24 protein-coding genes are annotated in these 22,410 nt (G+C 45.9%); all 24 read left to right on the top strand.

The features are described 5' to 3' along the window. Window position 1 precedes the first annotated feature (1 nt). The 24 genes from fliQ (at window position 2) to ccmI (ending at window position 22,309) form a co-directional block, all read left to right on the top strand. Window positions 2-271: a flagellar biosynthesis protein FliQ gene (fliQ, locus tag L2W36_RS20615; RefSeq protein WP_006069973.1), complete on the top strand. Its 270-nt coding sequence runs from the start codon at window positions 2-4 to the stop codon at window positions 269-271. Window positions 272-278: 7 nt separating this feature from the next. Further along, a complete protein-coding gene (fliR, locus tag L2W36_RS20610; RefSeq protein ID WP_006069974.1) occupies window positions 279-1,061 on the top strand; it encodes a flagellar biosynthetic protein FliR in 783 nt (260 codons plus the stop codon). An 18-nt stretch (window positions 1,062-1,079) separates the two neighbouring features. Further along, entirely contained in the window at window positions 1,080-2,210 is a 1,131-nt protein-coding gene (gene flhB / locus L2W36_RS20605; protein ID WP_006069975.1) for a flagellar biosynthesis protein FlhB, read from the top strand. Window positions 2,211-2,337: 127 nt separating this feature from the next. After that, a complete protein-coding gene (gene flhA, locus L2W36_RS20600) occupies window positions 2,338-4,437 on the top strand; it encodes a flagellar biosynthesis protein FlhA (RefSeq protein WP_062457933.1) in 2,100 nt (699 codons plus the stop codon). 28 nt (window positions 4,438-4,465) lie between these two features. After that, entirely contained in the window at window positions 4,466-6,016 is a 1,551-nt protein-coding gene (gene flhF / locus L2W36_RS20595; protein WP_198558127.1) for a flagellar biosynthesis protein FlhF, read from the top strand. Window positions 6,017-6,028: 12 nt separating this feature from the next. Then, window positions 6,029-6,916 carry a MinD/ParA family protein gene (locus L2W36_RS20590; RefSeq protein WP_236111398.1) on the top strand — a complete coding sequence of 296 codons (888 nt, stop codon included), beginning with the start codon at window positions 6,029-6,031 and terminating at the stop codon, window positions 6,914-6,916. Then, window positions 6,909-7,640 carry an RNA polymerase sigma factor FliA gene (locus tag L2W36_RS20585; RefSeq protein ID WP_236111396.1) on the top strand — a complete coding sequence of 244 codons (732 nt, stop codon included), beginning with the start codon at window positions 6,909-6,911 and terminating at the stop codon, window positions 7,638-7,640. The genes L2W36_RS20590 and L2W36_RS20585 overlap by 8 nt, the downstream gene beginning before the upstream one ends. 45 nt (window positions 7,641-7,685) lie before the next feature. Next, window positions 7,686-8,054 carry a chemotaxis response regulator CheY gene (cheY, locus tag L2W36_RS20580; protein ID WP_006069980.1) on the top strand — a complete coding sequence of 123 codons (369 nt, stop codon included), beginning with the start codon at window positions 7,686-7,688 and terminating at the stop codon, window positions 8,052-8,054. 31 nt (window positions 8,055-8,085) lie between these two features. After that, window positions 8,086-8,802 carry a protein phosphatase CheZ gene (locus tag L2W36_RS20575; RefSeq protein WP_236111394.1) on the top strand — a complete coding sequence of 239 codons (717 nt, stop codon included), beginning with the start codon at window positions 8,086-8,088 and terminating at the stop codon, window positions 8,800-8,802. A 9-nt stretch (window positions 8,803-8,811) separates the two neighbouring features. After that, window positions 8,812-11,025 (top strand): chemotaxis protein CheA, encoded by a 2,214-nt coding sequence (locus L2W36_RS20570; protein ID WP_236111392.1) that lies wholly within the window; start codon window positions 8,812-8,814, stop codon window positions 11,023-11,025. 13 nt (window positions 11,026-11,038) lie between these two features. Further along, window positions 11,039-12,157 (top strand): protein-glutamate methylesterase/protein-glutamine glutaminase, encoded by a 1,119-nt coding sequence (locus L2W36_RS20565; protein WP_236111391.1) that lies wholly within the window; start codon window positions 11,039-11,041, stop codon window positions 12,155-12,157. A 2-nt stretch (window positions 12,158-12,159) separates the two neighbouring features. Next, complete coding sequence (locus tag L2W36_RS20560) at window positions 12,160-12,939, top strand: ParA family protein (RefSeq protein ID WP_236111389.1); 780 nt, start codon at window positions 12,160-12,162, stop codon at window positions 12,937-12,939. Beyond that, the gene (locus L2W36_RS20555) at window positions 12,929-13,942 is read left to right on the top strand and encodes a chemotaxis protein CheW (protein WP_236111388.1); all 1,014 of its coding nucleotides are present in this window, start codon (window positions 12,929-12,931) and stop codon (window positions 13,940-13,942) included. Before L2W36_RS20560 ends, L2W36_RS20555 begins: the two co-directional genes overlap by 11 nt. A 71-nt stretch (window positions 13,943-14,013) precedes the next feature. Then, window positions 14,014-14,508 carry a chemotaxis protein CheW gene (locus L2W36_RS20550; protein ID WP_006069986.1) on the top strand — a complete coding sequence of 165 codons (495 nt, stop codon included), beginning with the start codon at window positions 14,014-14,016 and terminating at the stop codon, window positions 14,506-14,508. Further along, a complete protein-coding gene (locus tag L2W36_RS20545; protein WP_236111386.1) occupies window positions 14,508-15,011 on the top strand; it encodes a DUF2802 domain-containing protein in 504 nt (167 codons plus the stop codon). The genes L2W36_RS20550 and L2W36_RS20545 overlap by 1 nt, the downstream gene beginning before the upstream one ends. A 289-nt stretch (window positions 15,012-15,300) precedes the next feature. Continuing rightward, entirely contained in the window at window positions 15,301-15,918 is a 618-nt protein-coding gene (ccmA, locus tag L2W36_RS20540; protein WP_062457921.1) for a cytochrome c biogenesis heme-transporting ATPase CcmA, read from the top strand. 1 nt (window position 15,919) lies between these two features. Next, on the top strand, window positions 15,920-16,588 hold the full coding sequence (gene ccmB / locus L2W36_RS20535) for a heme exporter protein CcmB (protein WP_006069989.1): 669 nt from the start codon (window positions 15,920-15,922) through the stop codon (window positions 16,586-16,588). Between the two features lie 66 nt (window positions 16,589-16,654). Next, complete coding sequence (locus tag L2W36_RS20530; protein WP_006069990.1) at window positions 16,655-17,404, top strand: heme ABC transporter permease; 750 nt, start codon at window positions 16,655-16,657, stop codon at window positions 17,402-17,404. A gap of 5 nt (window positions 17,405-17,409) precedes the next feature. Continuing rightward, window positions 17,410-17,616 (top strand): heme exporter protein CcmD, encoded by a 207-nt coding sequence (gene ccmD, locus L2W36_RS20525; RefSeq protein WP_006069991.1) that lies wholly within the window; start codon window positions 17,410-17,412, stop codon window positions 17,614-17,616. Continuing rightward, window positions 17,613-18,098, top strand: a complete 486-nt coding sequence (gene ccmE, locus L2W36_RS20520) for a cytochrome c maturation protein CcmE (RefSeq protein ID WP_236111384.1) — start codon at window positions 17,613-17,615, stop codon at window positions 18,096-18,098. Before ccmD ends, ccmE begins: the two co-directional genes overlap by 4 nt. Continuing rightward, entirely contained in the window at window positions 18,095-20,056 is a 1,962-nt protein-coding gene (locus L2W36_RS20515; RefSeq protein ID WP_038229391.1) for a heme lyase CcmF/NrfE family subunit, read from the top strand. Before ccmE ends, L2W36_RS20515 begins: the two co-directional genes overlap by 4 nt. After that, window positions 20,056-20,610, top strand: coding sequence for a DsbE family thiol:disulfide interchange protein (locus tag L2W36_RS20510; RefSeq protein ID WP_006069994.1), 555 nt, complete (start codon window positions 20,056-20,058; stop codon window positions 20,608-20,610). The genes L2W36_RS20515 and L2W36_RS20510 overlap by 1 nt, the downstream gene beginning before the upstream one ends. Beyond that, a complete protein-coding gene (locus L2W36_RS20505) occupies window positions 20,607-21,092 on the top strand; it encodes a cytochrome c-type biogenesis protein (RefSeq protein ID WP_031493200.1) in 486 nt (161 codons plus the stop codon). Before L2W36_RS20510 ends, L2W36_RS20505 begins: the two co-directional genes overlap by 4 nt. After that, window positions 21,092-22,309, top strand: coding sequence for a c-type cytochrome biogenesis protein CcmI (gene ccmI, locus L2W36_RS20500; RefSeq protein ID WP_236111383.1), 1,218 nt, complete (start codon window positions 21,092-21,094; stop codon window positions 22,307-22,309). The genes L2W36_RS20505 and ccmI overlap by 1 nt, the downstream gene beginning before the upstream one ends. Window positions 22,310-22,410 lie beyond the last annotated feature (101 nt).

The following is a 22,410-nucleotide window of genomic DNA, read 5'->3' as shown; positions in this document are numbered from 1 at the left end:
GATGACTCCAGAGGTATTTGTTGAACTGTTTAGAGACGCATTATGGATGGTGTTGATCCTCGTCTGTGCCATTGTAGTGCCAAGTCTTCTCGTCGGTTTGGTGGTGGCTATTTTCCAAGCGGCCACTTCTATCAATGAACAGACGCTGAGTTTTCTACCAAGATTGATAGTCACCATATTGGCGTTGATTGGCTTTGCTCACTGGGGCACTCAGATGATGATGGAGTTTTTCTATGAAATTATAGAGAGACTGCCACAGGTACTCTGGTAACAACATTATGGAGTACCCTACCAGCGCTGTACTCGAATGGATCAGTAATTACTTTTGGCCTTACGTGCGTATTTCTGCCATGTTGATGGTGATGTCGGTGACGGGGGCCAACTTTGTGTCACCTAGAATTCGATTGTTTTTGGGGCTAGCGCTGACACTGGCTGTCATGCCTTCTATCCCTGCCGTTCCGCAAACTATCGAGTTGTTTTCTTTCCAAGGCTTTCTTACGGTCGCAGAACAGATACTGATTGGTACTGCGATGGGGATGACGACCGTCTTCATGATTCAGACGTTTGTTATGCTAGGTCAGATCCTCGGTATGCAATCGAGTCTGGGTTTTGCTTCTATGGTCGACCCAGCGAATGGTCAAAATACTCCTTTGCTTGGTCAGCTATTTATGTTCCTAGCCACGATGTTTTTTCTGGCAACGGATGGTCATTTGAAGATGATTCAACTGGTGGTGATGAGCTTTAAGACTCTACCTATAGGGTCTGGACATCTCTCTAGTGCCGATTTTCGTGAGATGGCTGGATGGTTAAGTATCATGTTCCAAACCGCCTTGAGTATGGCCTTAGCCGGGATTATCGCTCTGTTAACGGTGAATTTGTCGTTTGGTGTGATGACTCGTGCGGCACCGCAGTTGAATATTTTCTCTCTTGGTTTTGCCTTTGCATTGCTGATTGGTTTGATGATCTGTTGGTACATCATGGCTGGCCTGTACAGTCACTACCAATTGTATTGGCTAGAAGTGGAAGGTCAGGTATGTCGCTTGATCGACCTGAACTGTTAAGCGAGTAGGAGGCTGACGATGGCAGAATCAGATGGCCAAGAACGCACCGAAGACGCCACCCCCCAGCGGCTTAAACAAGCTCGCGAAAAGGGGCAGGTGGCACGTTCTAAAGAGTTAGCGTCGGTCTCAGTACTGATTGTTGGTGCGCTTTCGCTGATGATGTTTGGTGAAGGGCTCGCGCGCGCTTTGTTTGGTTCAATGGCTCGGCTGTTTAACTTGAGCCGAGAAGAAATCTACGATTCGACCAAGCTGTTTGATGTGGCACTTGGCGCACTTTCCAGTCTATTGCTCCCACTTCTGCTTATCTTGTTTGTTCTATTTATTGCGGCGTTAATCGGAGCTGCTGGTGTTGGTGGTATTAGTTTCTCTGCAGAAGCGGCGATGCCAAAACTATCCAAAATGAACCCGCTTAGTGGCCTTAAACGCATGGTGGGAATGCAAAGCTGGGTTGAGCTGATCAAATCTATTCTAAAGGTCACGTTGGTGGCAGGGATGGCATTCTATCTTGTTAACGCCTCCAGAGCAGACTTGTTCCAGCTTAGTATGGAAGTCTTTCCACAAAACATTTTTCACGCGCTCGATATCCTACTTAACTTTATCTTGTTGATTAGTGCGACACTATTGATTGTGGTCGCCATCGATATTCCATTCCAGATTTGGCAGCATGCGAATCAGCTTAAAATGACCAAGCAAGAAGTCAAAGACGAGTTTAAAGATACCGAAGGTAAACCCGAGGTGAAGGGACGGATTCGAATGCTGCAAAGAGAAGCCGCCCAGCGAAGAATGATGGCGGAAGTACCTCAGGCCGATGTTATCATTACCAACCCGGAGCACTTCTCAGTAGCGCTTCGCTATAAACAGGGACAGGACAAAGCGCCTGTTGTAGTTGCAAAGGGTATCGACCACATGGCACTCAAGATAAGAGAAGTGGCTAGAGAGCACAGCATCTATGTAATTCCTTCGCCTCCGCTAGCGCGTTCTCTTTATCATACAACAGAACTGGAACAGGAGATTCCAGACGGTTTGTTTGCCGCGGTTGCTCAGATATTGGCGTATGTGTATCAGCTAAAACAATACCGTAAGAAAGGCGGACAACGGCCGACATTGCAAAACGACCAAATCAGTATTCCTAAAGATATGCGCTACTAGCCCTATTTTTGGCATTTGGTGTCAAAATAATGACGCCTTTCTTGGCTTAATTCTTGCTTTTTCTCAAGTCATTATAGGAAAAACAATACGCCGCTTAATATAGAGTGGTAGTGCAGTGATGTAGTACATGAAGTTAACTTTACCTTTTGCCGACAGGTTACCGACGATTCCACGTCGTGCATTACCTGCGATTGGTGCGCCAGTGATGGTTCTCGCAGCGCTTGCGATGATCGTACTGCCGATCCCGGCATTTCTTCTCGACCTGTTTTTTACCTTCAACATCGCGTTAGCGATGGTGGTGCTATTGGTGTCGGTTTATACCCGTCGTCCTCTCGACTTTGCTGCTTTTCCGACGGTGTTGCTCATCGCTACTTTACTGCGTTTGGCACTAAACGTTGCTTCAACTCGAGTGGTGTTACTGTATGGTCACGAGGGAAGTGGTGCGGCCGGTAACGTAATTGAAGCCTTTGGTAACGTCGTAATTGGCGGTAACTACGCGGTTGGTTTAGTCGTGTTTATGATTTTGATGATCATTAACTTTATGGTGGTTACCAAAGGTGCGGGGCGAATCTCTGAAGTTAGTGCGCGCTTTACTTTGGACGCCTTACCAGGTAAGCAAATGGCCATTGATGCAGACTTAAACGCTGGCCTTATTGATCAAGAGCAGGCTAGAACACGCCGATTTGAAGTAACCAAAGAAGCAGACTTCTACGGATCGATGGATGGTGCATCCAAGTTCGTTAAAGGAGACGCCATTGCTGGTATCCTGATTTTGTTCTTAAACATCATTGGCGGCTTGAGTATTGGTATGATGCAGTACTCACTCAGTTTTGGTGAAGCAATCCAAATCTATACGTTACTGACCATTGGTGATGGTTTAGTAGCACAGATTCCATCACTTTTGCTCTCCATTGCTGCGGCAATCATGGTGACCCGTCAAAATACTGACGAGGATATGGGCCAGCAGGTTGTTTTCCAACTGTTTGATAATCCGAAAGCTCTAACCATTACAGCGGGGATCCTGGGTGTGATGGGTATTGTGCCTGGTATGCCTCATTTTGCATTCTTGATGCTGGCATTGATTGCCGGTTTGGGGGCTTACTGGTTACACAGAAAACAAGCTAAGAAAGAGGAACAGAAGAATCTTCCTGCGGAGATCAGCAGCAATGAAACCTCATCAACGCCTAAGGAGTTGTCTTGGGATGATGTTCACCCTGTGGATGTTATTGGCTTGGAAGTAGGTTATCGACTTATACCGCTTGTTGACCGAGACCAAGGTGGTGAATTACTCGAGCGTGTTAAAGGAGTTCGTAAGAAGCTGTCACAAGATTTTGGCTTCCTCATCCCAGCTGTTCATATTCGCGACAACCTAGAGCTAACACCAAATTCCTATCGAATCACGTTGATGGGAGTCGCGGTAGGTGAAGCAGAAATTCGTCCTGACCAAGAACTAGCGATTAACCCAGGGCAAGTTTATGGTTTGATTGACGGCGAACAAACCATCGATCCAGCATTCGGTCTTGAAGCGGTCTGGATTCAGGAGGCACAGCGAGAGCACGCTCAAGCCCTAGGCTATACCGTTGTCGATTCATCTACTGTGTTGGCGACTCACTTAAGTCAGTTGCTAACTAACAATGCTGCGCAATTGCTTGGACACGAAGAAGTGCAAAACCTTCTTGAGATGCTGGGACGAAGTGCGCCAAAACTGGTCGAAGACTTTGTACCAGAGCAATTACCTTTAGGAACCGTGGTGAAAGTGCTGCAAAACTTGCTGCATGAAGCAATACCAATTAGAGATATTCGAACTATTGTGCAAACTTTGGCCGAGTACTCCGGCAAGAGTCAAGAACCTGACGTTCTCACAGCAGCGGTTCGAATAGCGCTAAAACGACTAATTGTTCAGGAAATCAATGGAATAGAGCCAGAGTTGCCGGTCATTACGCTCATTCCTGAGCTGGAACAAATATTGCATCAAACAATGCAAGCTTCTGGTGGTGAATCAACCGGAATTGAACCTGGATTAGCCGAACGACTGCAAGCGTCACTAACTCAAGCGACACAAGAGCAAGAGCTAAAAGGTGAGGCAGCTGTGCTGCTGACATCAGGGGTATTACGTTCGACATTGGCTAAGTTTGTGAAAAATACCATTCCTAACTTACGTGTCTTGTCTTACCAAGAAATCCCAGATGAGAAACAAATCAGAATTGTGCAAGCCGTTGGTAATTAGCGGTTTGGATGGAAAATGGATGTAACAGTTGAAAATTAAACGATTTTTTGCCAGAGATATGCGTCAGGCATTACTCCAAGTGAAAGAAGAACTTGGTGCTGAAGCGGTGATCATGTCCAATAAAAAAGTGGCGGGTGGGGTAGAAATCGTTGCTGCCGTCGATGGTGATAGTTCACCATCGGAACCACGTCAGATGCAAAGCAACGCATTGGCGGCACCAACACGTCCACAAAGCGGCTATGACGGTGGTCGACAGACCAATGACCGTCAGGCTGATGGTAGAAACCATAACAGTGGACGCAGCCTCAAGGACGACGTTGTGAATCTCAATCAAAAAAGTTCAGCAAGCGCGCCTTCGGTCACCGATCGATTTGCCAATATGCTCAAAAACTATCGTGGTGCTGACAGCAACGCGAGTAAAAGCGCATCGACACCACCTGATTCTCTTTCTGCTTTGTTAGAAAGACAATCAGAGCGAGCAAAATCGGTCAGTGACGGTTATCAAAACAGCGATCGCTATCAATATGCTCAAGAAAATCGCTCAGATTTTGACTCTCGCGACAATCGCTTAAGCGTACGTTCCACAGGGCGTCATCAATTTGCTGAAAATAGCACAGATGCACCGCGCCGAGGTTCCAGTCCACGTGACGCGAAAATCGGTGAAGAGCTCGAAGCGATGAAGGAAGATATGTCATCCATCCGTCGCCTTCTTGAACATCAGGTGTCCGGTTTAATGTGGCAAGAAGTTGAGCGCCGAGAGCCACTTCGAGCCATGTTAATCAAACGATTAGAAAGAATGGGTCTGTCTCCAGAACTTTCCGATCAGCTCGCTTGTTATATCCCAGAAGATACGCCGCCTCAAAAAGCATGGAAGGCATTGCTGTCTTTAGTCTCAGATCAAATCGTTGTGAGCAAGCAAGATATTCTGCGCAAAGGTGGGATTGTCGCGTTGCTTGGGCCTACGGGTGTCGGTAAAACGACGACAGTGGCTAAATTAGCGGCAAGAGCCGCTATGGAATACGGTTCGGATAACGTAGCGCTAGTCACAACGGATACCTACCGAATTGGTGCTCATGAGCAATTATCCATTTATGGCAGAATTATGGGATGTCCCGTCAGAGTTGCTAAAGATTCTGAAGAACTTGCCGATGTACTATATCAGTTAAGAAACAGACGCTTAGTGCTAATTGATACCGCAGGTATGGGGCAGCGAGACGTTAGGCTTTCCGAACAGCTCGATACGCTGATGCAGGAAAGCGGAGAAGTAATACATAGCTACTTGGTGCTACCAGCGACGGCGCAGCGTCAAGTTTTGCAAGAAACGTTAGACCACTTTAGACGCATCCCGTTATCAGGGTGCATTATGACTAAGTTGGATGAGTCGTTAAGCTTGGGCGAATTTATCAGTGTTGTAGTACAAAATGCACTACCAGTCACCTATATTGCCAATGGACAACGGGTGCCAGAAGACATTGTAATTGCGCAGCCCAAATATATGGTCGCGAAAGCGAACGAACTATTAGAGAAGTCGACAGAGAATGAACCCCACTTCTGGAACAGTGATATGGAGGGGGTTTAGGTGCAAGCGAATATGACAAATAACATGATACATGACCAAGCGAGTGGCCTAAGACGTTTGACTCAGCCAACGTTGACGAAGGTAATTTCAGTTACTGGCGGTAAAGGTGGTGTTGGTAAATCCAATGTGACGCTTGGACTTGCAATCTGTATGGCTCGTCAAGGCAAAAAAGTGATGGTGTTGGATGCTGATTTAGGTCTGGCAAATGTCGACGTCATGCTTGGTATTCGACCTAAGAAAAACCTCGGCCATGTATTGGCAGGCGAATGCGATTTAAAAGATGCCATTGTCGAAGGTCCTCACGGCATTCGAATTATCCCAGCGACATCTGGTACGCAAAGTATGACAGAGCTAAGTCATGCTCAACATATGGGGTTGATTCGAGCGTTTGGTAGCTTAGAAGAAGAAATGGACGTACTGCTTGTAGATACTGCAGCAGGCATTTCCGATATGGTGGTGAGCTTTTCTCGTGCAGCGCAAGATGTAGTAGTGGTGGTTTGTGATGAACCAACCTCAATTACCGATGCTTACGCGCTTATAAAGCTACTTAGTCGAGAGCATCAAATTCAGCGCTTCAAAGTGGTGGCGAATATGGTTCGTAGCTATCGAGAAGGGCGAGAATTGTTTACAAAATTGACACTAGTCACAGAACGATTCCTCAATGTGAGTCTTGAGTTAGTCGCATGCATCCCATTAGATGATAAAGTGCGACAAGCAGTGAAGAGACAAAAAATAGTAGTTGATGCATTTCCACGCTCACCTGCTGCTCTAGCGCTAAGTTCTTTGGCGAACAAAGCGTTAACTTGGCCAATTCCAAAAGTACCAAGTGGGCACCTAGAGTTTTTTGTCGAAAGGCTACTAAATAGACCAGAAGCGCTAGAGGAACCGTTTAGTGAATAAAGCTTTGACCTATGACCAACATGCCAATTTGAGTGGTCAGCAAGCTTTCTTAGAGAAGTACTCAGTATTGGTGAAGCGTATTGCCCACCATTTGATTGGGCGACTTCCACCGAACGTGTTGGTTGAAGACTTGATTCAGGCTGGAATGATCGGCTTGATTGAAGCACAAAAAAATTACGATGGCACTAAAGGCGCGAGTTTCGAAACCTACGCCGGGATTCGGATTCGAGGAGCCATGCTTGATGATATTCGTCGCGGTGATTGGGTACCACGTTCGGTACATAAACATAGCCGTGATATTTCTCAGGCCATTTCAGTGTTGGAAGTCGAACTCAATCGAGACCCAACCGATTTTGAGGTGGCTAACTATTTGGGGCTGAGTCTTGCTCAATACCACAAAGCTCTGACCGATATTAATTGTTCGAAGCTGGTGGGAATAGAAGATTTAGGCGTTTCGGAAGATTCTGTCTCTGTTTCAGATGAAGAAGATAATACTCCGTTTCAAGGTGTCGCGGACGATGCGTTCCGTGAAGCGTTAATAGAATCAATAAAATCGCTACCAGAGCGTGAAGCATTAACGTTATCCTTGTATTATGACGAAGAGTTAAATTTGAAGGAGATAGGTGAAGTATTGGGCGTCAGCGAATCGCGCGTTAGTCAAATATTGAGCCAATCGATGCAGCGTCTTCGCACCAAGCTAAGTGCTTGGACAGATAATAATTAATAAACACTGATCTTGCTTTCAGTGGAGGCAATTTTGAATAAAAACATGAAAATCCTTATTGTTGACGACTTTTCAACAATGCGCCGTATTGTCAAAAACCTTCTACGCGACTTGGGCTTTAGCAACACGCTAGAAGCTGATGACGGTTTAACGGCACTACCAATGCTCAAGAAGGGCGATTTTGACTTTGTCGTAACCGACTGGAATATGCCAGGCATGCAAGGGATCGATCTACTACGACACATCCGAGCGGATGAAGAACTTAAACACCTACCTGTTCTTATGATCACTGCAGAAGCTAAACGCGAGCAGATTATCGAGGCGGCGCAAGCCGGTGTAAATGGTTACATCGTTAAACCATTTACCGCAGCAACACTAAAAGAAAAATTAGACAAAATTTTCGAGCGTTTATAACGCGCTCATCATAGCGAATGGCTATATCAGAATGATTTCATTAGAACAAGCTAAGCAGCTTGTTGATTTGTTGGAAAACGACAAACAACAAGAAGCCAATGAGCTGGTCATGATGATTCAAGGCGGCAACGAAAGTCGAGTACTTCAAGAAGTTGGCGCTCTGACTCGTGACCTGCACGATGCTTTAAAGGAATTCAGCATTGATACGCGTCTTAATGAGATTGCCAATGATGAAATCCCTGAAGCTCGCGACCGCTTAGAATACGTCATCAACAAGACGGAAATTTCTGCCAATACCACAATGGACGCGGTAGAACGTTGTCTGCCTATGGCGGACAATCTCCATGAATGTTTATTACAGGTTCGTCCACAGTGGAACGAGCTAATGCATGGCAGGCTTGAGCTAAAACAATTTAAAGACCTGTGTCATCGTATTGATGATCTACTTAGTCAGGTGGAAGGGGATGGTACCGAACTGCGTACTCAGCTCACCAACATCCTAATGGCGCAGGATTTTCAAGACCTTACTGGACAAATCATTCGCCGCGTCATCACTCTAGTCAGTGAAGTGGAAACGAGGCTGGTGGAAATCTTGAAAGTGTTCAGTGACGAACAACAACCAATAACAACAAAACCAAAGCAGGCACCAGTTGGCGTCGAGGGACCGATTATTAACCCTCGTGAGAGAGACGATGCCGTCTCTTCGCAAGACGAAGTCGATGATTTGCTTTCGAGTCTTGGGTTTTAGGGGTGGACAATGAGCTACGAATTAGATGAAGAGATTCTACAGGACTTTCTAGTAGAAGCGGGTGAGATACTCGAGTTGCTTTCAGAGCAGCTAGTCGAACTAGAGAACAACCCTGAAGATAAAGATCTTTTGAATGCGATATTTAGAGGTTTCCACACCGTAAAAGGTGGCGCGGGATTTCTAGCATTAACTGAACTTGTTGATACCTGTCATGGTGCGGAAAACGTCTTCGATATCCTTCGAAACGGCCAGCGCTCAGTGAGTGCTGGTCTAATGGATACTATGCTTAAAGCGTTAGACACCGTTAACCATCAGTTCCAATCAGTTCAGAACATGGCTCCGATTGAACCAGCCGATCCTGCACTACTAGAGGAACTTCATCGCCTAAGTAAGCCAGAGTCCGCAGATGAGGCCGTAGCTCCTAAGGTTGAAATCCCAGAACCTCCGACCGTCTCTGAGCCAGAACTCAGCGTAGTTGAATCTTCAACGGTGGCGCAAGGCGACTCCATCGATGATATTACTCAAGATGAGTTTGAGCGTCTTCTAGATGAGCTTCATGGCAAAGGGAGTGGCCCGAGTAAAGTTGCGGCTGCGCCTGCCATCTCTGCGGTGGATAGCGCGCCTGTTGCGCCAGCGGAACTTAGCTCGTCAGACATTACGGACGATGAGTTTGAAAAACTGTTAGACGAACTACATGGTGTTGGGAAGGGACCTTCTGCGGCAGATATTGCCCCGGCAGTGACACCTGTAGCTGCCTCTAAGCCAGAGGTCAAAGAGACACCAGCAGGGTCTGACAGCGGTGATTTGATGACGGACGAAGAGTTCGAGAAACTGCTGGATGAATTGCATGGTGTTGGTAAGGGTCCTTCTCCAGATGAACTGGATGTAGCAACAAAACCTGCATCTCAAAACGTTGCATCAGCGACGATCGAGCCTAAAGTAGCAGAACCTGCCAAAGCGGCGGCTCCCGCTGTTGCGCCAGCCCCAGAAAAATCCTTACCAGCGGAAAGCAAGAACACGGCTGTGCAGGTCAAGAAACCACAGGCCGAAGCAACAGTGCGTGTTGATACTTCAACACTGGATACCATCATGAACATGGTTGGTGAGCTGGTGTTGGTTCGTAACCGCTTGGTGAGTCTTGGTCTCAACAGTAATGATGAAGAGATGTCTAAAGCAGTCTCCAATCTCGATGTTGTGACTGCAGATCTGCAAGGTGCGGTAATGAAAACCCGCATGCAGCCTATTAAGAAAGTCTTCGGTCGCTTCCCGCGAGTGGTAAGAGACTTAGCGCGTAGCCTTAACAAGGACATTGTTCTTGAAATGCAAGGTGAAGATACCGACCTCGATAAGAACTTAGTAGAAGCCCTAGCGGATCCACTGATTCACTTAGTTCGAAACTCGGTTGACCATGGTGTGGAGATGCCAGATGTTCGTGAACAGTCAGGTAAATCTCGCACGGGTAAGATAACCCTTTCTGCCTCGCAAGAAGGTGACCATATCGAACTTGCCATTATTGATGATGGTGGTGGTATGGACCCTGAGAAGCTACGAGCTATCGCAGTAAAACGTGGCATGATGGACGAGGACGCAGCCTCTCGTCTGACCGACAAAGAGTGCTTTAATCTTATCTTTATGCCGGGCTTCTCCAGCAAAGAAAAGATCTCGGATATATCGGGTCGTGGCGTAGGTATGGATGTGGTGAAGACTGCCATTAATACCTTAAACGGCTCTATCGATATTGACTCAGAACTCGGTAAAGGCACCAAAATTACCATTAAAGTTCCGCTAACATTAGCGATACTTCCAACCTTAATGGTGGGCGTGGGAGGTAATCCATTTGCACTGCCTTTGGCAAGCGTGAACGAAATTTTCCACCTAGATTTAAGCCGTACCAATGTGGTTGATGGTCAATTGACGATCATTGTTCGTGATAAGTCTATTCCTCTGTTCTATCTGCAAAACTGGCTCGCACCACATGCGGGTCGCGCTGAGCAGCGTACCGGTCATGGGCATGTGGTCATCGTTCAGATAGGCAGCCAACGTGTTGGCTTTGTTGTGGATACTTTGATCGGCCAAGAAGAAGTGGTGATTAAACCGCTAGATAGCCTATTACAAGGTACGCCGGGCATGGCAGGCGCAACCATTACTAGTGATGGTCACATCGCATTGATATTAGACGTACCTGACTTACTTAAGCAGTACGCAGCGGCATCGCGTATCTAATTTAGGGAAGTCTATGTCACTTAAAGTACTCGTCGTCGACGACTCAAGTTTTTTCCGCAGACGTGTTAGCGATATTATTAATGCAGCACCTCGCTTAGAAGTGGTTGATGTTGCTGTGAATGGCAAAGAGGCAGTCGAAAAGGCACTGTCTCTGAAACCCGATGTGATCACTATGGATATAGAGATGCCTGTCATGGATGGCATTTCTGCGGTACGTGAGATCATGGCGTCTCAGCCAACCCCAATACTTATGTTCTCGTCTTTGACGCATGAAGGCGCCAAAGCGACCTTAGATGCATTGGAAGCTGGTGCTTTAGATTTCTTACCAAAGAAATTTGAAGATATTGCGCGCAACAAAGACGAAGCTGTCAGCCTATTGCAGCAACGTGTGCAGCAAATTGCTAGCCGTCGCGCGTTGTTACGCAGAACTCCTATTCGTCCAATATCAAGACCAGCGGGCACATTATCATCGAGAACAGCCGCTTCACGTGTCGAACCTTCAGTGAGTGCTGTAAAGGCCACTGCGCCAGCCGCACGGTTTCGTGCCAGTGGTAAGTCGTATCAGTTGACAGCGATCGGAACTTCAACGGGCGGGCCAGTTGCTCTGCAAAAGATCTTAACCAAGTTACCTGTTAATTATCCCCACCCGATTCTACTTGTACAGCATATGCCAGCGACGTTTACGGCAGCGTTTGCAGCACGCTTAAACTCTCTTTGCCAAATTACGGTCAAAGAAGCGGCGGATGGCGATATGTTGCAACCAGGTGTTGCCTATTTGGCGCCGGGCGGAATGCAGATGATGCTCGAGGGGCGTCCTGGTAATACCAAGATTCGCATCATTGATGGTGGCGAACGCATGAATTACAAACCCTGTGTTGATGTCACCTTTGGTTCTGCCGCTAAAATCTATCAAGACAAAGTGTTGTCGATGATATTAACTGGAATGGGTGCAGATGGCAGAGAAGGCGCTCGTATGCTCAAAGCTGCAGGGTCAACGATTTGGGCTCAAGACGAAGCGTCTTGCGTGGTTTATGGCATGCCTCAGGCTGTAGCGAAAGCAGGTATTTCGACGGAAGACCTACCGTTGGAGCGCATCGCCGAACGTATTTTAGTAGAGCTCAAGAGGCACTAACTATGATTGTTTGGAGTGTGGCTAACCAAAAAGGTGGAGTGGGTAAAACCACCACCACGGTAACGTTGGCAGGACTATTGAGCCAAAAGGGTCATCGAGTGTTGTTGATTGATACCGACCCTCATGCGTCATTGACCACCTATCTGGGTATGGATTCGGACGAGCTGACTCATAGCTTGTTCGATTTGTTCCAACTGAAAGAATTCAGTGAGACGCGTGTTAAAGCGTTAATTCACCAGACTGAGATAGATAATATTGATATTTTGCCAGCTCATATGTCGCTGGCGACACTCGACCGCGTGATGGGTAATCGCAGTGGCATGGGACTTATCTTAAAACGCGCATTATTGGCACTTCGTGATGAATACGATTATGTGTTGATAGACTGCCCACCAATATTAGGTGTGATGATGGTCAATGCGTTGGCGGCGAGTGATAGAATTTTAATCCCAGTACAGACCGAGTTTTTGGCTATGAAAGGGCTGGAAAGAATGGTGCGTACGTTGGCTATCATGCAGAAATCACGTCAACGCCCATTCAAGGTAACGATTGTCCCTACCATGTATGACAAACGAACTCGGGCATCTTTGCAAACACTCACCCAGCTTAAAAACGATTATCCATCGCAAGTTTGGAGCTCTGCGGTACCTATCGATACCAAATTTAGAGACGCAAGTCTTAAGCACTTACCTGCTTCGCATTTTGCCGCTGGAAGTCGTGGCGTATTTGCCTATAAGCAGCTGCTGATTTATTTAGAAAGGTTGGCTCAAGATGAAAGCTGATGCAGCTCCCCTCTCAAGCGAACAAGCGCTAGACGATTACTTTACGTCATTATTAGGGCTAGAAGATGGCCTTGATTTTGATAGTGGTGAGTCTGAGCCAATCGAAGTGAGTGAATTAGCTTCTGTTGTTGAAGTATCAGAAGCTGAGGCTTCTATTGAGCAGCAGGGTTCACAATCTACTTGGCAACCTGAGCCTCAACTACAACTTAGCCAATCAAAAGAAGTTGCACGCACTTACGACGAACTTATCGCGGAGGCTGAAGAGCCTGATCTACAACACCTTGAGAAGCTGTTTAGTGGGTTGCAGCACCAGTCAGAAGCTCAAGCACTTGAAGAGTCAATAGTTACTGAGCCAGACATAGTCGTTCAGGTTGAGTCAGAGCAAATTGCTGCTGAACCAGCAACAGAAGAAATTCAATCGTGGGATCTAGAAGAAACTTCGGATGTAACTAGTGATATTAAAGTTGATTCTGAGATTGCCGATACAGTTGATGTAGAACTAGTTACCGCAGATGGTGGGTCGGGTGAGCAGAACATTTGGCAAAATGGCGAGCGTACTGAAGGTTTTCAGGTGCTGTATTTTGATGTCAATGGTATGACGTTTGCCGTGCCTTTGGATGAGCTTGGTGGTATCCACCAGATTGGTGAGCTAAACCATTTGATTGGCAAACCTGCTTGGTACCTTGGGCTGCAGTCGAGTCGCGAAAGTCAACTTGATGTGGTTGATACGGCTATGTGGGTAATGCCTGATGTTCTTAATGACGATAGTTACAAAGATGCTTATGAGTATATTGTGATGTTAGGTGAGAGCCATTGGGGACTGGCATCTACAGAACTTAAAGGTACTGAACTACTTAGACCAGAAGCAGTGCGCTGGAGAGAAAAGTCCGGTAAGCGTCCTTGGCTTGCTGGGATGGTAAAAGAACAAATGTGTGCGTTAGTTCATGTGTCTGAGCTAATTGACATGCTTAATGCTGGATTAGATGTTAAATCGGTACAGTAAACAACTAAATTAATGCTATTTGCTTCCGCTTTCATTATGAAGCAAGGCAGAAATGAATTGAGAGGAAGACTATGTCTCAAACGATGGATGTTGAACTAAGAAAAGATCAAGCTAACGATGAAGTGCTGCAATGGGTGACGTTTCAGTTAGAAGAAGAAACCTACGGCATCAATGTTATGCAAGTTCGAGAAGTACTTCGTTATACAGAGATAGCACCTGTACCTGGAGCGCCAGACTACGTATTGGGTATTATTAACCTTCGTGGCAACGTGGTTACGGTGATTGATACTCGCTCACGCTTTGGTCTGATGCCTGGTGAAATTACGGATAATACTCGTATCATTGTTATCGAATCTGAACGCCAAGTTATTGGTATTCTAGTCGACAGCGTGGCTGAAGTGGTTTATCTGCGCTCTTCTGAAATTGATACAACGCCAAGTGTTGGCACAGATGAAAGCGCGAAGTTCATTCAAGGGGTGAGCAACCGTGAAGGTAAATTGTTGATTCTTGTTGACCTAAATAAACTGCTCTCGGAAGATGAGTGGGATGAAATGGCTTACCTATAATGATTGACTCTGTGTCTTTGATGTCACCACTGCTATGGGGAGCGGTGGCATTAGCAATTATTCTCTTTGTATGGTTGGTGAAGGTTCATCGTGGCCTGAATCTACATAAGGCACATGCTCGCCAGCAAAAGCGAGCGCTAGAGAAAGATGTAGAAAAATGCAATAAACAGCTTCTTGAAGTACGTTCGGTGTTAGTTGGACTTGGTCAGAAAGTATCTGAACAAGAAGAAATTATAGCTCACCTAACCGAGCGTATTATCGAGCTGGAAAATGTCGATAGTGACGGTCGTTTGTACACTCGTGCTAACAAAATGGTCAAACTGGGCGCGGATATCAACGAGCTTATCGAAGAGTGCGAACTTCCAAAGGCGGAAGCAGAGCTGATGCTCTCGCTGCAGAACAAAATTGCCGGCAAAGAAAAAGTGCCGCCTTTACACAAGGCAAAGCAACCTGTCCGAGCACCTGCCAGTCAAGGTTATTCCTCCCTTAAAAAGAGCAGATAGACGTTACAGAACATCAATAACCCATTGATGTTCTTGTTCTATTTTAATAACAACGTTAACAATTCTTTACCTTTTTCTAGTCGTCATAGGTATACGGTTTGCTATTCTATGGTTCGGCATGATATGACAGATTAAGAAAACATATACCACTTTGTGGGTATGTATTTCGTTTTAAGAACAGCAATTTATAGTTTCTTACCAAGTTTCGTGAAGCGAGTTTGATCATTATCGTTTAACGCTATTTTAGCTATGGTAAGATGGACGCCCTGTCGAACCAGTGCGTAAATGAATGTTAGAAGTAACAAAATTAACAGCGATTCGCGATGACCGCGTATTATTTGAGAATTTATCTTTTTCTTTACAATTAGGCGATCTCGTACAGATTGAGGGCCGAAACGGTACCGGTAAAACCACGCTGATGCGTATTGTTGCTGGACTGGGAGATAAAGAAGACGGTGAGATCAAATGGAACGGTGAAAAAATCGAATCCAGTCGGGAAGATTATCACCAATCTTTGTTGTTTCTAGGACACCAAACTGGCGTCAAACGCGATCTGACCGCGTTCGAAAATCTAAAGTTTTATCAGTCTATTCATGCTCCTGACACATCGACGGAACAGATTTTTTCTGCGTTAACCCAAGTCGGCCTTGCTGGTCGAGAAGATGTACCTGTTGCTCAACTTTCTGCAGGTCAACAACGCAGAGTAGCGTTGGCGCGTCTTTGGCTCAGTAAGCAACCATTGTGGATTTTGGATGAACCACTGACTGCGATCGATAAGCAGGGTGTTAAAGTGCTAGAAGATCTATTTCTCAACCATGCGGAACAGGGCGGTATCGTATTGTTAACGACTCACCAAGATATGTTTAGCGACAATCCTAAACTCAAAAAGATCAAACTTGGAGAGTAGTATGATTGCGTCCATGATGAAAATAATCCGTCGAGAGCTACTCATTGCGTTTCGTCGTCAAGCCGATATTTTCAATCCACTATGGTTTTTCATCATAGTGATTACTCTTTTTCCATTAAGTATCGGACCTGAGCCGAATCTACTGGCGCGTATTGCTGCTGGTATTGTGTGGGTTGCTGCTTTGCTTTCTGCACTTTTGTCATTGGAGCGACTGTTTAAAGATGACTTCCAAGACGGGTCTCTTGAACAGATGATGCTCATGCCTATTCCCCTACAACTGGTTGTTATAGCAAAGATTATTGCTCACTGGTTGCTGACAGGGTTGCCTCTTATCATTATTAGTCCACTGCTGGCGATTTTGTTATCACTGGACTCAAATACATGGATTGCTGTCGTCTTAACTTTATTGGTGGGGACACCTACCTTGAGTTTTATAGGCGCTATCGGTGTTGCATTGACCGTTGGGTTGCAAAAAGGTGGGGTGCTGCTGAGTTTGCTCGTATTGCCTCTCTATATTCCTATTCTAATATTTGCTACCTCTGCGATTGATGCTGCATCATTGGGTGTTGCGTATAATGGTCAGTTAGCTTTGCTAGCTGCTATGTTAGCCGGAGCAATGACTCTGACTCCGTTTGCTATCAGTGCCGCACTAAGAGTTAGCGTAAACTAAAAATATACCACGCTTACATTGCCGATTCGGCGATGAGAGAAATGTCGTCAAAGAGTGAGAAACACTATGTGGAAATGGCTCCATCCTTATGCCAAACCCGAAACCACTTACCAATTGTGCGGTAAGCTTTTACCATGGTTTGCCACGATAGCATTACTATGTCTATCCATCGGCACCGTCTGGGGACTTGCTTTTGCACCTTCAGACTATCAACAAGGTGATAGCTTCCGTATTATCTATATTCACGTCCCTTCTGCAATTTGGTCTATGGGCGTGTATATGTCGATGGCGATTTCGGCATTTATTGGTCTAGTGTGGCAGGTTAAGTTGTCTAACTTAGCGGCTCTGGCGATGGCGCCAATTGGTGCGGTCTACACCTTCATCGCCCTGTTAACAGGTGCAGTGTGGGGCAAGCCTATGTGGGGTGCATGGTGGGTCTGGGATGCTCGTCTGACGTCAGAACTGATTCTTCTATTCCTTTATTTAGGTGTCATTGCGCTTTACCACGCTTTTGATGATCAAAAAACGGCAGCAAAAGCAGCGGGTATTCTTGCCATAGTAGGTGTGATTAACCTCCCTATAATCCATTTCTCTGTGGAGTGGTGGAACACGCTACATCAAGGCGCGACAATTACTAAGTTCGCTAAACCTTCGATTTCCAGCGACATGCTGTGGCCACTACTATTGAATATTTTCGGATTTGCCTTCTTCTTTGGAGCTGTGACGATGATTCGTTTACGTAATGAGATCATCAATAAAGAGGGGCACCGTCCGTGGGTGATCAAACTGGCTGAACAAGCCAAGCAAAGAGGTTAGATATTATGCATTTTGAATCTTTAGGTGACTTTTTTGCTATGGGAGGTTATGCCTCCTATGTTTGGAGTGCATTTGGCATCACCTTTTTGTCCATGATTATTCTTCTTGTGACTAGCGTGTCACGAGGAAAAAAACTACTTAAAGACGTTCAAGCTAAAGTCGATAGGCAGGCGCGTATCGAAGCAGCGAAAAATATGGAGAACACTCTATGAACCCAAGGCGTAAGAAAAGGCTCGGCATTATTCTGGCCATTTTCATTGGTATCGGTGCGACTGTTGGCTTGATCATTTATGCACTTAATCAAAACATGGATCTGTTCTATACACCAACGGAATTGGTGAATGGTAAGAAAGACGGCTCAAAACCTGAAATTGGCCATCGCCTGCGTATTGGTGGAATGGTGGTTGCAGGTTCGGTAAGTCGTGATACAGAATCACTGCGCGTCAGCTTCGATTTAGCTGATGTCGGTCCTAAGGTGACAGTGGTTTATGATGGTATTCTTCCTGACTTGTTCCGTGAAGGGCAGGGCATTGTTGCTCAAGGAGTACTAGTGGAGCCTACTAAGATTGAGGCTTTTGAAGTACTAGCTAAGCACGATGAAGAATACATGCCGCCTGAAGTAGCAGAAGCTATGAAGAAGACGCATGAACCACTGCAATATTCTCAAGAACAGAAACAAGGAAGCGGTCAATGATTGCTGAAATTGGTCACTTTGCACTGATACTCTCGTTGAGTTTATCAGTGCTACTCAGTATTTTGCCGCTCATAGGCGCATCGAAAAACAACACATTGCTGATGAACACGGCAAGGCCTCTCTCTTGGGGTATGTTCATTATGCTACTGTTGTCCTTTGTTATTCTCGAGTGGGCGTTTTACGTTAACGACTTTACGTTGCAGTATGTGGCGAACAACTCGAATACTCAGTTGCCTTGGTACTACCGTCTAACGGCAGTATGGGGTGCTCACGAAGGCTCATTATTACTTTGGGTGTTGATTCAAGCGGCTTGGACCGTTGCTGTAGCTAGCTTTAGCCGTGGTATGCCTCAAGAGTCAGTCGCGCGAGTACTAGCAGTAATGGGCATGATCACAGTAGGTTTTTTACTGTTTATCATTGTTACTTCAAACCCATTTTTAAGAACATTACCTTTCTTCCCGGTTAATGGACGAGATCTCAACCCACTGTTGCAAGACCCTGGTTTGATCATCCACCCTCCAATGCTATATATGGGTTATGTTGGCTTCTCGGTAGCGTTCTCTTTTGCGATTGCATCATTGATGTCAGGTCGCTTGGATACTGCTTGGGCTCGCTGGTCTCGACCTTGGACAACCGCTGCATGGGTTTTCCTAACTCTAGGTATCGCACTAGGTTCATGGTGGGCATATTATGAGCTTGGCTGGGGCGGCTGGTGGTTCTGGGACCCAGTTGAAAATGCCTCGTTCATGCCTTGGTTAGCGGGTACCGCATTAATGCACTCGTTGGCAGTGACTGAAAAACGCGGCACGTTCAAAGCTTGGACGGTATTGTTGGCTATTTCTGCATTCTCTTTGAGTTTGTTGGGTACCTTCTTAGTACGTTCCGGTATTTTGGTCTCAGTACACGCCTTTGCTTCCGATCCGTCGCGCGGTATGTTTATCCTCGGTTTCTTAGTATTCGTGATAGGTGGTTCCTTACTGCTGTTTGCTTTGAAAGGTGCCTCGGTGAGAGTACGTGGTAACTTCGACTTGCTGTCACGTGAAAACGCGCTGTTGGGTAACAATGTTCTGTTGATGGCAGCACTCGTCGTGGTGCTTGTTGGTACTTTGCTACCACTTGTTCATAAACAGATTGGTTTGGGCTCGGTATCGATCGGTGCGCCATTCTTTAATATGTTGTTTACTTGGCTAATGGTGCCATTCGCGTTCCTACTGGGTATTGGCCCTCTGATTCGTTGGAAGCGTGACAAAATGTCGACGCTTATTAAGCCAATGGTCATCTCTGGTGTTATCTCACTTGCTTTCTCTGCGCTGATGGTAACCGTTTTGGCCGAATACTTTACAGGTCTAGCATTCCTTGGTTGGTTGATGGCATCTTGGATCATTACCATGCATGGCTTTGAACTTTACGAGCGTGCAACTCACCGCCACAGTTTTGCCAAAGGCATTACTAAGCTACCTCGTAGCCACTGGGCGATGATGTTGGGTCACATCGGCTTAGCAGTAAGCGTTATTGGTATCGCTATGGTGCAAAACTACAGCATTGAACGCGATGTGCGTTTAGCGCCGGGTGAGCATTACCAGATTAATGACTACGATTTCTATTTCAAAGGTCTGCGTGACAAAGATGGTCCGAACTACGATGGTTATATCGCTGACTTTGAAATCACCAAAGATGGTAAATACATCAACACCCTTCATGCAGAAAAGCGTTTCTATCGCACTGCTAAGTCTATGATGACTGAAGCCGCTATCGATCGTGGAGTGACTCGTGACTTGTATATCGCGATGGGTGAGCGTCTAGATGATGGTAAGTCATGGGCAGTTCGTATCTACCACAAACCGTTTGTTCGTTGGATTTGGTTAGGTGCGCTGATTATGTCTATCGGTGGTGCATTAGCTATCAGTGATAAACGTTACCGTTTCAGAAAGACAGCGAAGGCGGAAGGAGACGCATAATGAATAAGAAGATCCTATTTATTCCTTTAGTCGCATTTCTAATTTTGGTGTCGGTCTTTGCCGTTCAGCTAGGGCGTAACCAGGCTGGGGACGATCCTACCAAGCTAGAATCGGTGCTGATTGGCAAACACGTTCCAGAGTTTCGTTTAGAAGATCTTGCCGAGCCCGGAAAACTGTACAATCAGGATATCTTCAAAGGTGAGCCTTTACTGCTAAATGTTTGGGCTACATGGTGTCCAACTTGTTATGCAGAACACCAGTATCTCAATGAGCTTGCGGGGAATGGCGTCAAAATCATCGGTTTGAACTACAAAGATCAACGTAACAAGGCGATTCAATGGCTTAATGAGTTGGGTAATCCTTACTTGATTAGCCTGTTCGATGGTGATGGCATGCTAGGTCTAGATTTAGGGGTTTACGGTGCGCCTGAAACCTTCTTAATCGATGCTAATGGTGTGATTCGTTACCGTCACGTTGGCGATGTGAACGCTCGTAACTGGAGTGAGAAACTTCAGCCTCTATATCAGCAAATGTTAGAGGAGGCGAAAAAATGAAAAAGTGGTTAATCGCTTTAACGTCTTCACTAGTGCTCGCATTGGCAGCTAATGCTGCAATTGAAGTTCATGAGTTTGACTCGTTAGAACAGGAAAATCAGTTCCAAGAGCTAAACCACACGCTGCGTTGCCCTAAGTGTCAAAACAATACTATCGGTGACTCTAATGCTGAGCTTGCTGTAGACCTTCGTCAGAAAGTCTATGAGATGACCAAAGAAGGCAAATCTAAGCAAGAGATTATCGACTATATGATCGCTCGCTACGGTAACTTTGTGACTTATAATCCACCGCTGACATTCGCAACGGCGATCCTCTGGGTTGGCCCGTTATTTGTCGTGGTGTTCGGTTTTGGTTTGATTGTGATGCGCAGTCGTAAGAACCGCGCTAAGCAAACTGAACAAGCAGGCAGCGAGTGGAGCGATGAAAAAGAAGCTCAACTGAAAGCGTTGCTGGATGAAAAAGAGACTGGAGATAAGCAGTAATGACACTTTTTTGGATATCAACAGTCGGTCTTGTTGTCGTTGCAATCGCACTGCTGGCAATCACTCTTAACAGTAAGAAAGCCAACAACGATGAACAGCTTCGTGATGAATTAAACAAGGCATTCTATAAAGATCGTCTTTCTGAGTTGGAAGTGGAAAACGAAGAAGGCTTGGTGGAGAACCAACAAGACTTAATCGATGACCTTAAACAATCACTGCTTGACGATATTCCACAACAGCAGCAACAAACCGAGAAATTCAATATTTCGCCAATGGCGGTACTGATTCCTTCTGTTGCTTTGGTTGTGATCTTGACTTACGGCATGTATATGCATTTTGGTGGTGCAACCAAGGTGAAAAATTGGCAAGAAGTCACAGCTAACCTTCCTGAATTATCGAAGAAGCTGATGGCGGGCTCTGCTGAGCCAATGACTGAAGATGAGATGCAAGATCTTACTTTGGCCTTGCGTACTCGTTTGCACTATCAAAAAGACGATGCAACGGGCTGGTTGCTATTAGGTCGAATCGCCCTTGCAAATCGCGATGTGACAACCGCTACAGACGCGATGGAAAAAGCCTATCGGTTAACGCCTAACGATGCAGATGTTAAGTTAGGTTACGCTCAAGCTCTGATGATGTCTCAAGATGAAATGGATAATAATCGTGCAAGAAGCCTACTTACTAGCTTGATTCAAGAAGAGTATGTTGATCTTCGAGTGTTCTCGCTATTGGCATTCGATGCATTTGAGCGAGAAGATTTCCCAGGAGCTATCCGTTACTGGTCGATTATGCAGAAAATGATTGGTCCAGAAGATAGCCGCTATGAAATGCTTTCTCGAAGCATTGAGAGTGCCAAAGCGCGCATGGGTGAGCCGATTGTTCAAGGTAAGTCAGTGGCGGTGACGATTTCACTAAGCCCTGATGCTCGTATCCCAGAAGATGCAGCACTAATCGTCTCAGTACACCCAGCAGACGGTTCGCCAATGCCAGTTGCGGCGGCGCGCTATCCGCTAGGTACTTTCCCACGTACTGTTGTTTTGGATGATAACAACAGCATGATGGAAGGGCGTAAACTATCAAGTTTGGATAGACTCATTGTGAGAGTTCGTATCGATAGTGATGGTAATGTTGCGACTCGCGATGGCGATTGGTTTGGTGAAAGCAAACCTGCTAAATTGGGTGATACCGTGGAGGTGTCTATTAATCAGCAGTACTAATGCCTATAACATATAGACATACTGATTAATAAATATTGGCCTAGATTGTTGCTTTAACTAGCCTGTGTAGTTGCATACCGCTATACTCATTACTAGTGGTT

This window comes from Vibrio sp. McD22-P3 (assembly GCF_021568915.1).
GTDB classification, from domain to species: Bacteria; Pseudomonadota; Gammaproteobacteria; order Enterobacterales; family Vibrionaceae; genus Vibrio; species Vibrio mediterranei.
This window is presented reverse-complemented; position numbering and strand designations above follow the sequence as displayed.

Bases quoted from the DNA above. Each gene is read 5' to 3' on its own strand.
- flhB (WP_006069975.1), top strand. From the start codon at position 1,080: ATGGCAGAATCAGATGGCCAAGAACGCACCGAAGACGCCACCCCCCAG.
- L2W36_RS20560 (WP_236111389.1), top strand. From the start codon at position 12,160: ATGATTGTTTGGAGTGTGGCTAACCAAAAAGGTGGAGTGGGTAAAACC.
- fliQ (WP_006069973.1), top strand. From the start codon at position 2: ATGACTCCAGAGGTATTTGTTGAACTGTTTAGAGACGCATTATGGATG.
- L2W36_RS20565 (WP_236111391.1), top strand. From the start codon at position 11,039: ATGTCACTTAAAGTACTCGTCGTCGACGACTCAAGTTTTTTCCGCAGA.
- L2W36_RS20510 (WP_006069994.1), top strand. From the start codon at position 20,056: ATGAATAAGAAGATCCTATTTATTCCTTTAGTCGCATTTCTAATTTTG.
- L2W36_RS20530 (WP_006069990.1), top strand. From the start codon at position 16,655: ATGTGGAAATGGCTCCATCCTTATGCCAAACCCGAAACCACTTACCAA.
- ccmA (WP_062457921.1), top strand. From the start codon at position 15,301: ATGTTAGAAGTAACAAAATTAACAGCGATTCGCGATGACCGCGTATTA.
- fliR (WP_006069974.1), top strand. From the start codon at position 279: ATGGAGTACCCTACCAGCGCTGTACTCGAATGGATCAGTAATTACTTT.
- ccmE (WP_236111384.1), top strand. From the start codon at position 17,613: ATGAACCCAAGGCGTAAGAAAAGGCTCGGCATTATTCTGGCCATTTTC.
- L2W36_RS20545 (WP_236111386.1), top strand. From the start codon at position 14,508: ATGATTGACTCTGTGTCTTTGATGTCACCACTGCTATGGGGAGCGGTG.
- ccmD (WP_006069991.1), top strand. From the start codon at position 17,410: ATGCATTTTGAATCTTTAGGTGACTTTTTTGCTATGGGAGGTTATGCC.
- cheY (WP_006069980.1), top strand. From the start codon at position 7,686: ATGAAAATCCTTATTGTTGACGACTTTTCAACAATGCGCCGTATTGTC.
- L2W36_RS20575 (WP_236111394.1), top strand. From the start codon at position 8,086: ATGATTTCATTAGAACAAGCTAAGCAGCTTGTTGATTTGTTGGAAAAC.
- L2W36_RS20590 (WP_236111398.1), top strand. From the start codon at position 6,029: ATGACAAATAACATGATACATGACCAAGCGAGTGGCCTAAGACGTTTG.
- ccmI (WP_236111383.1), top strand. From the start codon at position 21,092: ATGACACTTTTTTGGATATCAACAGTCGGTCTTGTTGTCGTTGCAATC.
- ccmB (WP_006069989.1), top strand. From the start codon at position 15,920: ATGATTGCGTCCATGATGAAAATAATCCGTCGAGAGCTACTCATTGCG.
- L2W36_RS20550 (WP_006069986.1), top strand. From the start codon at position 14,014: ATGTCTCAAACGATGGATGTTGAACTAAGAAAAGATCAAGCTAACGAT.
- L2W36_RS20505 (WP_031493200.1), top strand. From the start codon at position 20,607: ATGAAAAAGTGGTTAATCGCTTTAACGTCTTCACTAGTGCTCGCATTG.
- flhA (WP_062457933.1), top strand. From the start codon at position 2,338: ATGAAGTTAACTTTACCTTTTGCCGACAGGTTACCGACGATTCCACGT.
- L2W36_RS20570 (WP_236111392.1), top strand. From the start codon at position 8,812: ATGAGCTACGAATTAGATGAAGAGATTCTACAGGACTTTCTAGTAGAA.
- L2W36_RS20555 (WP_236111388.1), top strand. From the start codon at position 12,929: ATGAAAGCTGATGCAGCTCCCCTCTCAAGCGAACAAGCGCTAGACGAT.
- L2W36_RS20515 (WP_038229391.1), top strand. From the start codon at position 18,095: ATGATTGCTGAAATTGGTCACTTTGCACTGATACTCTCGTTGAGTTTA.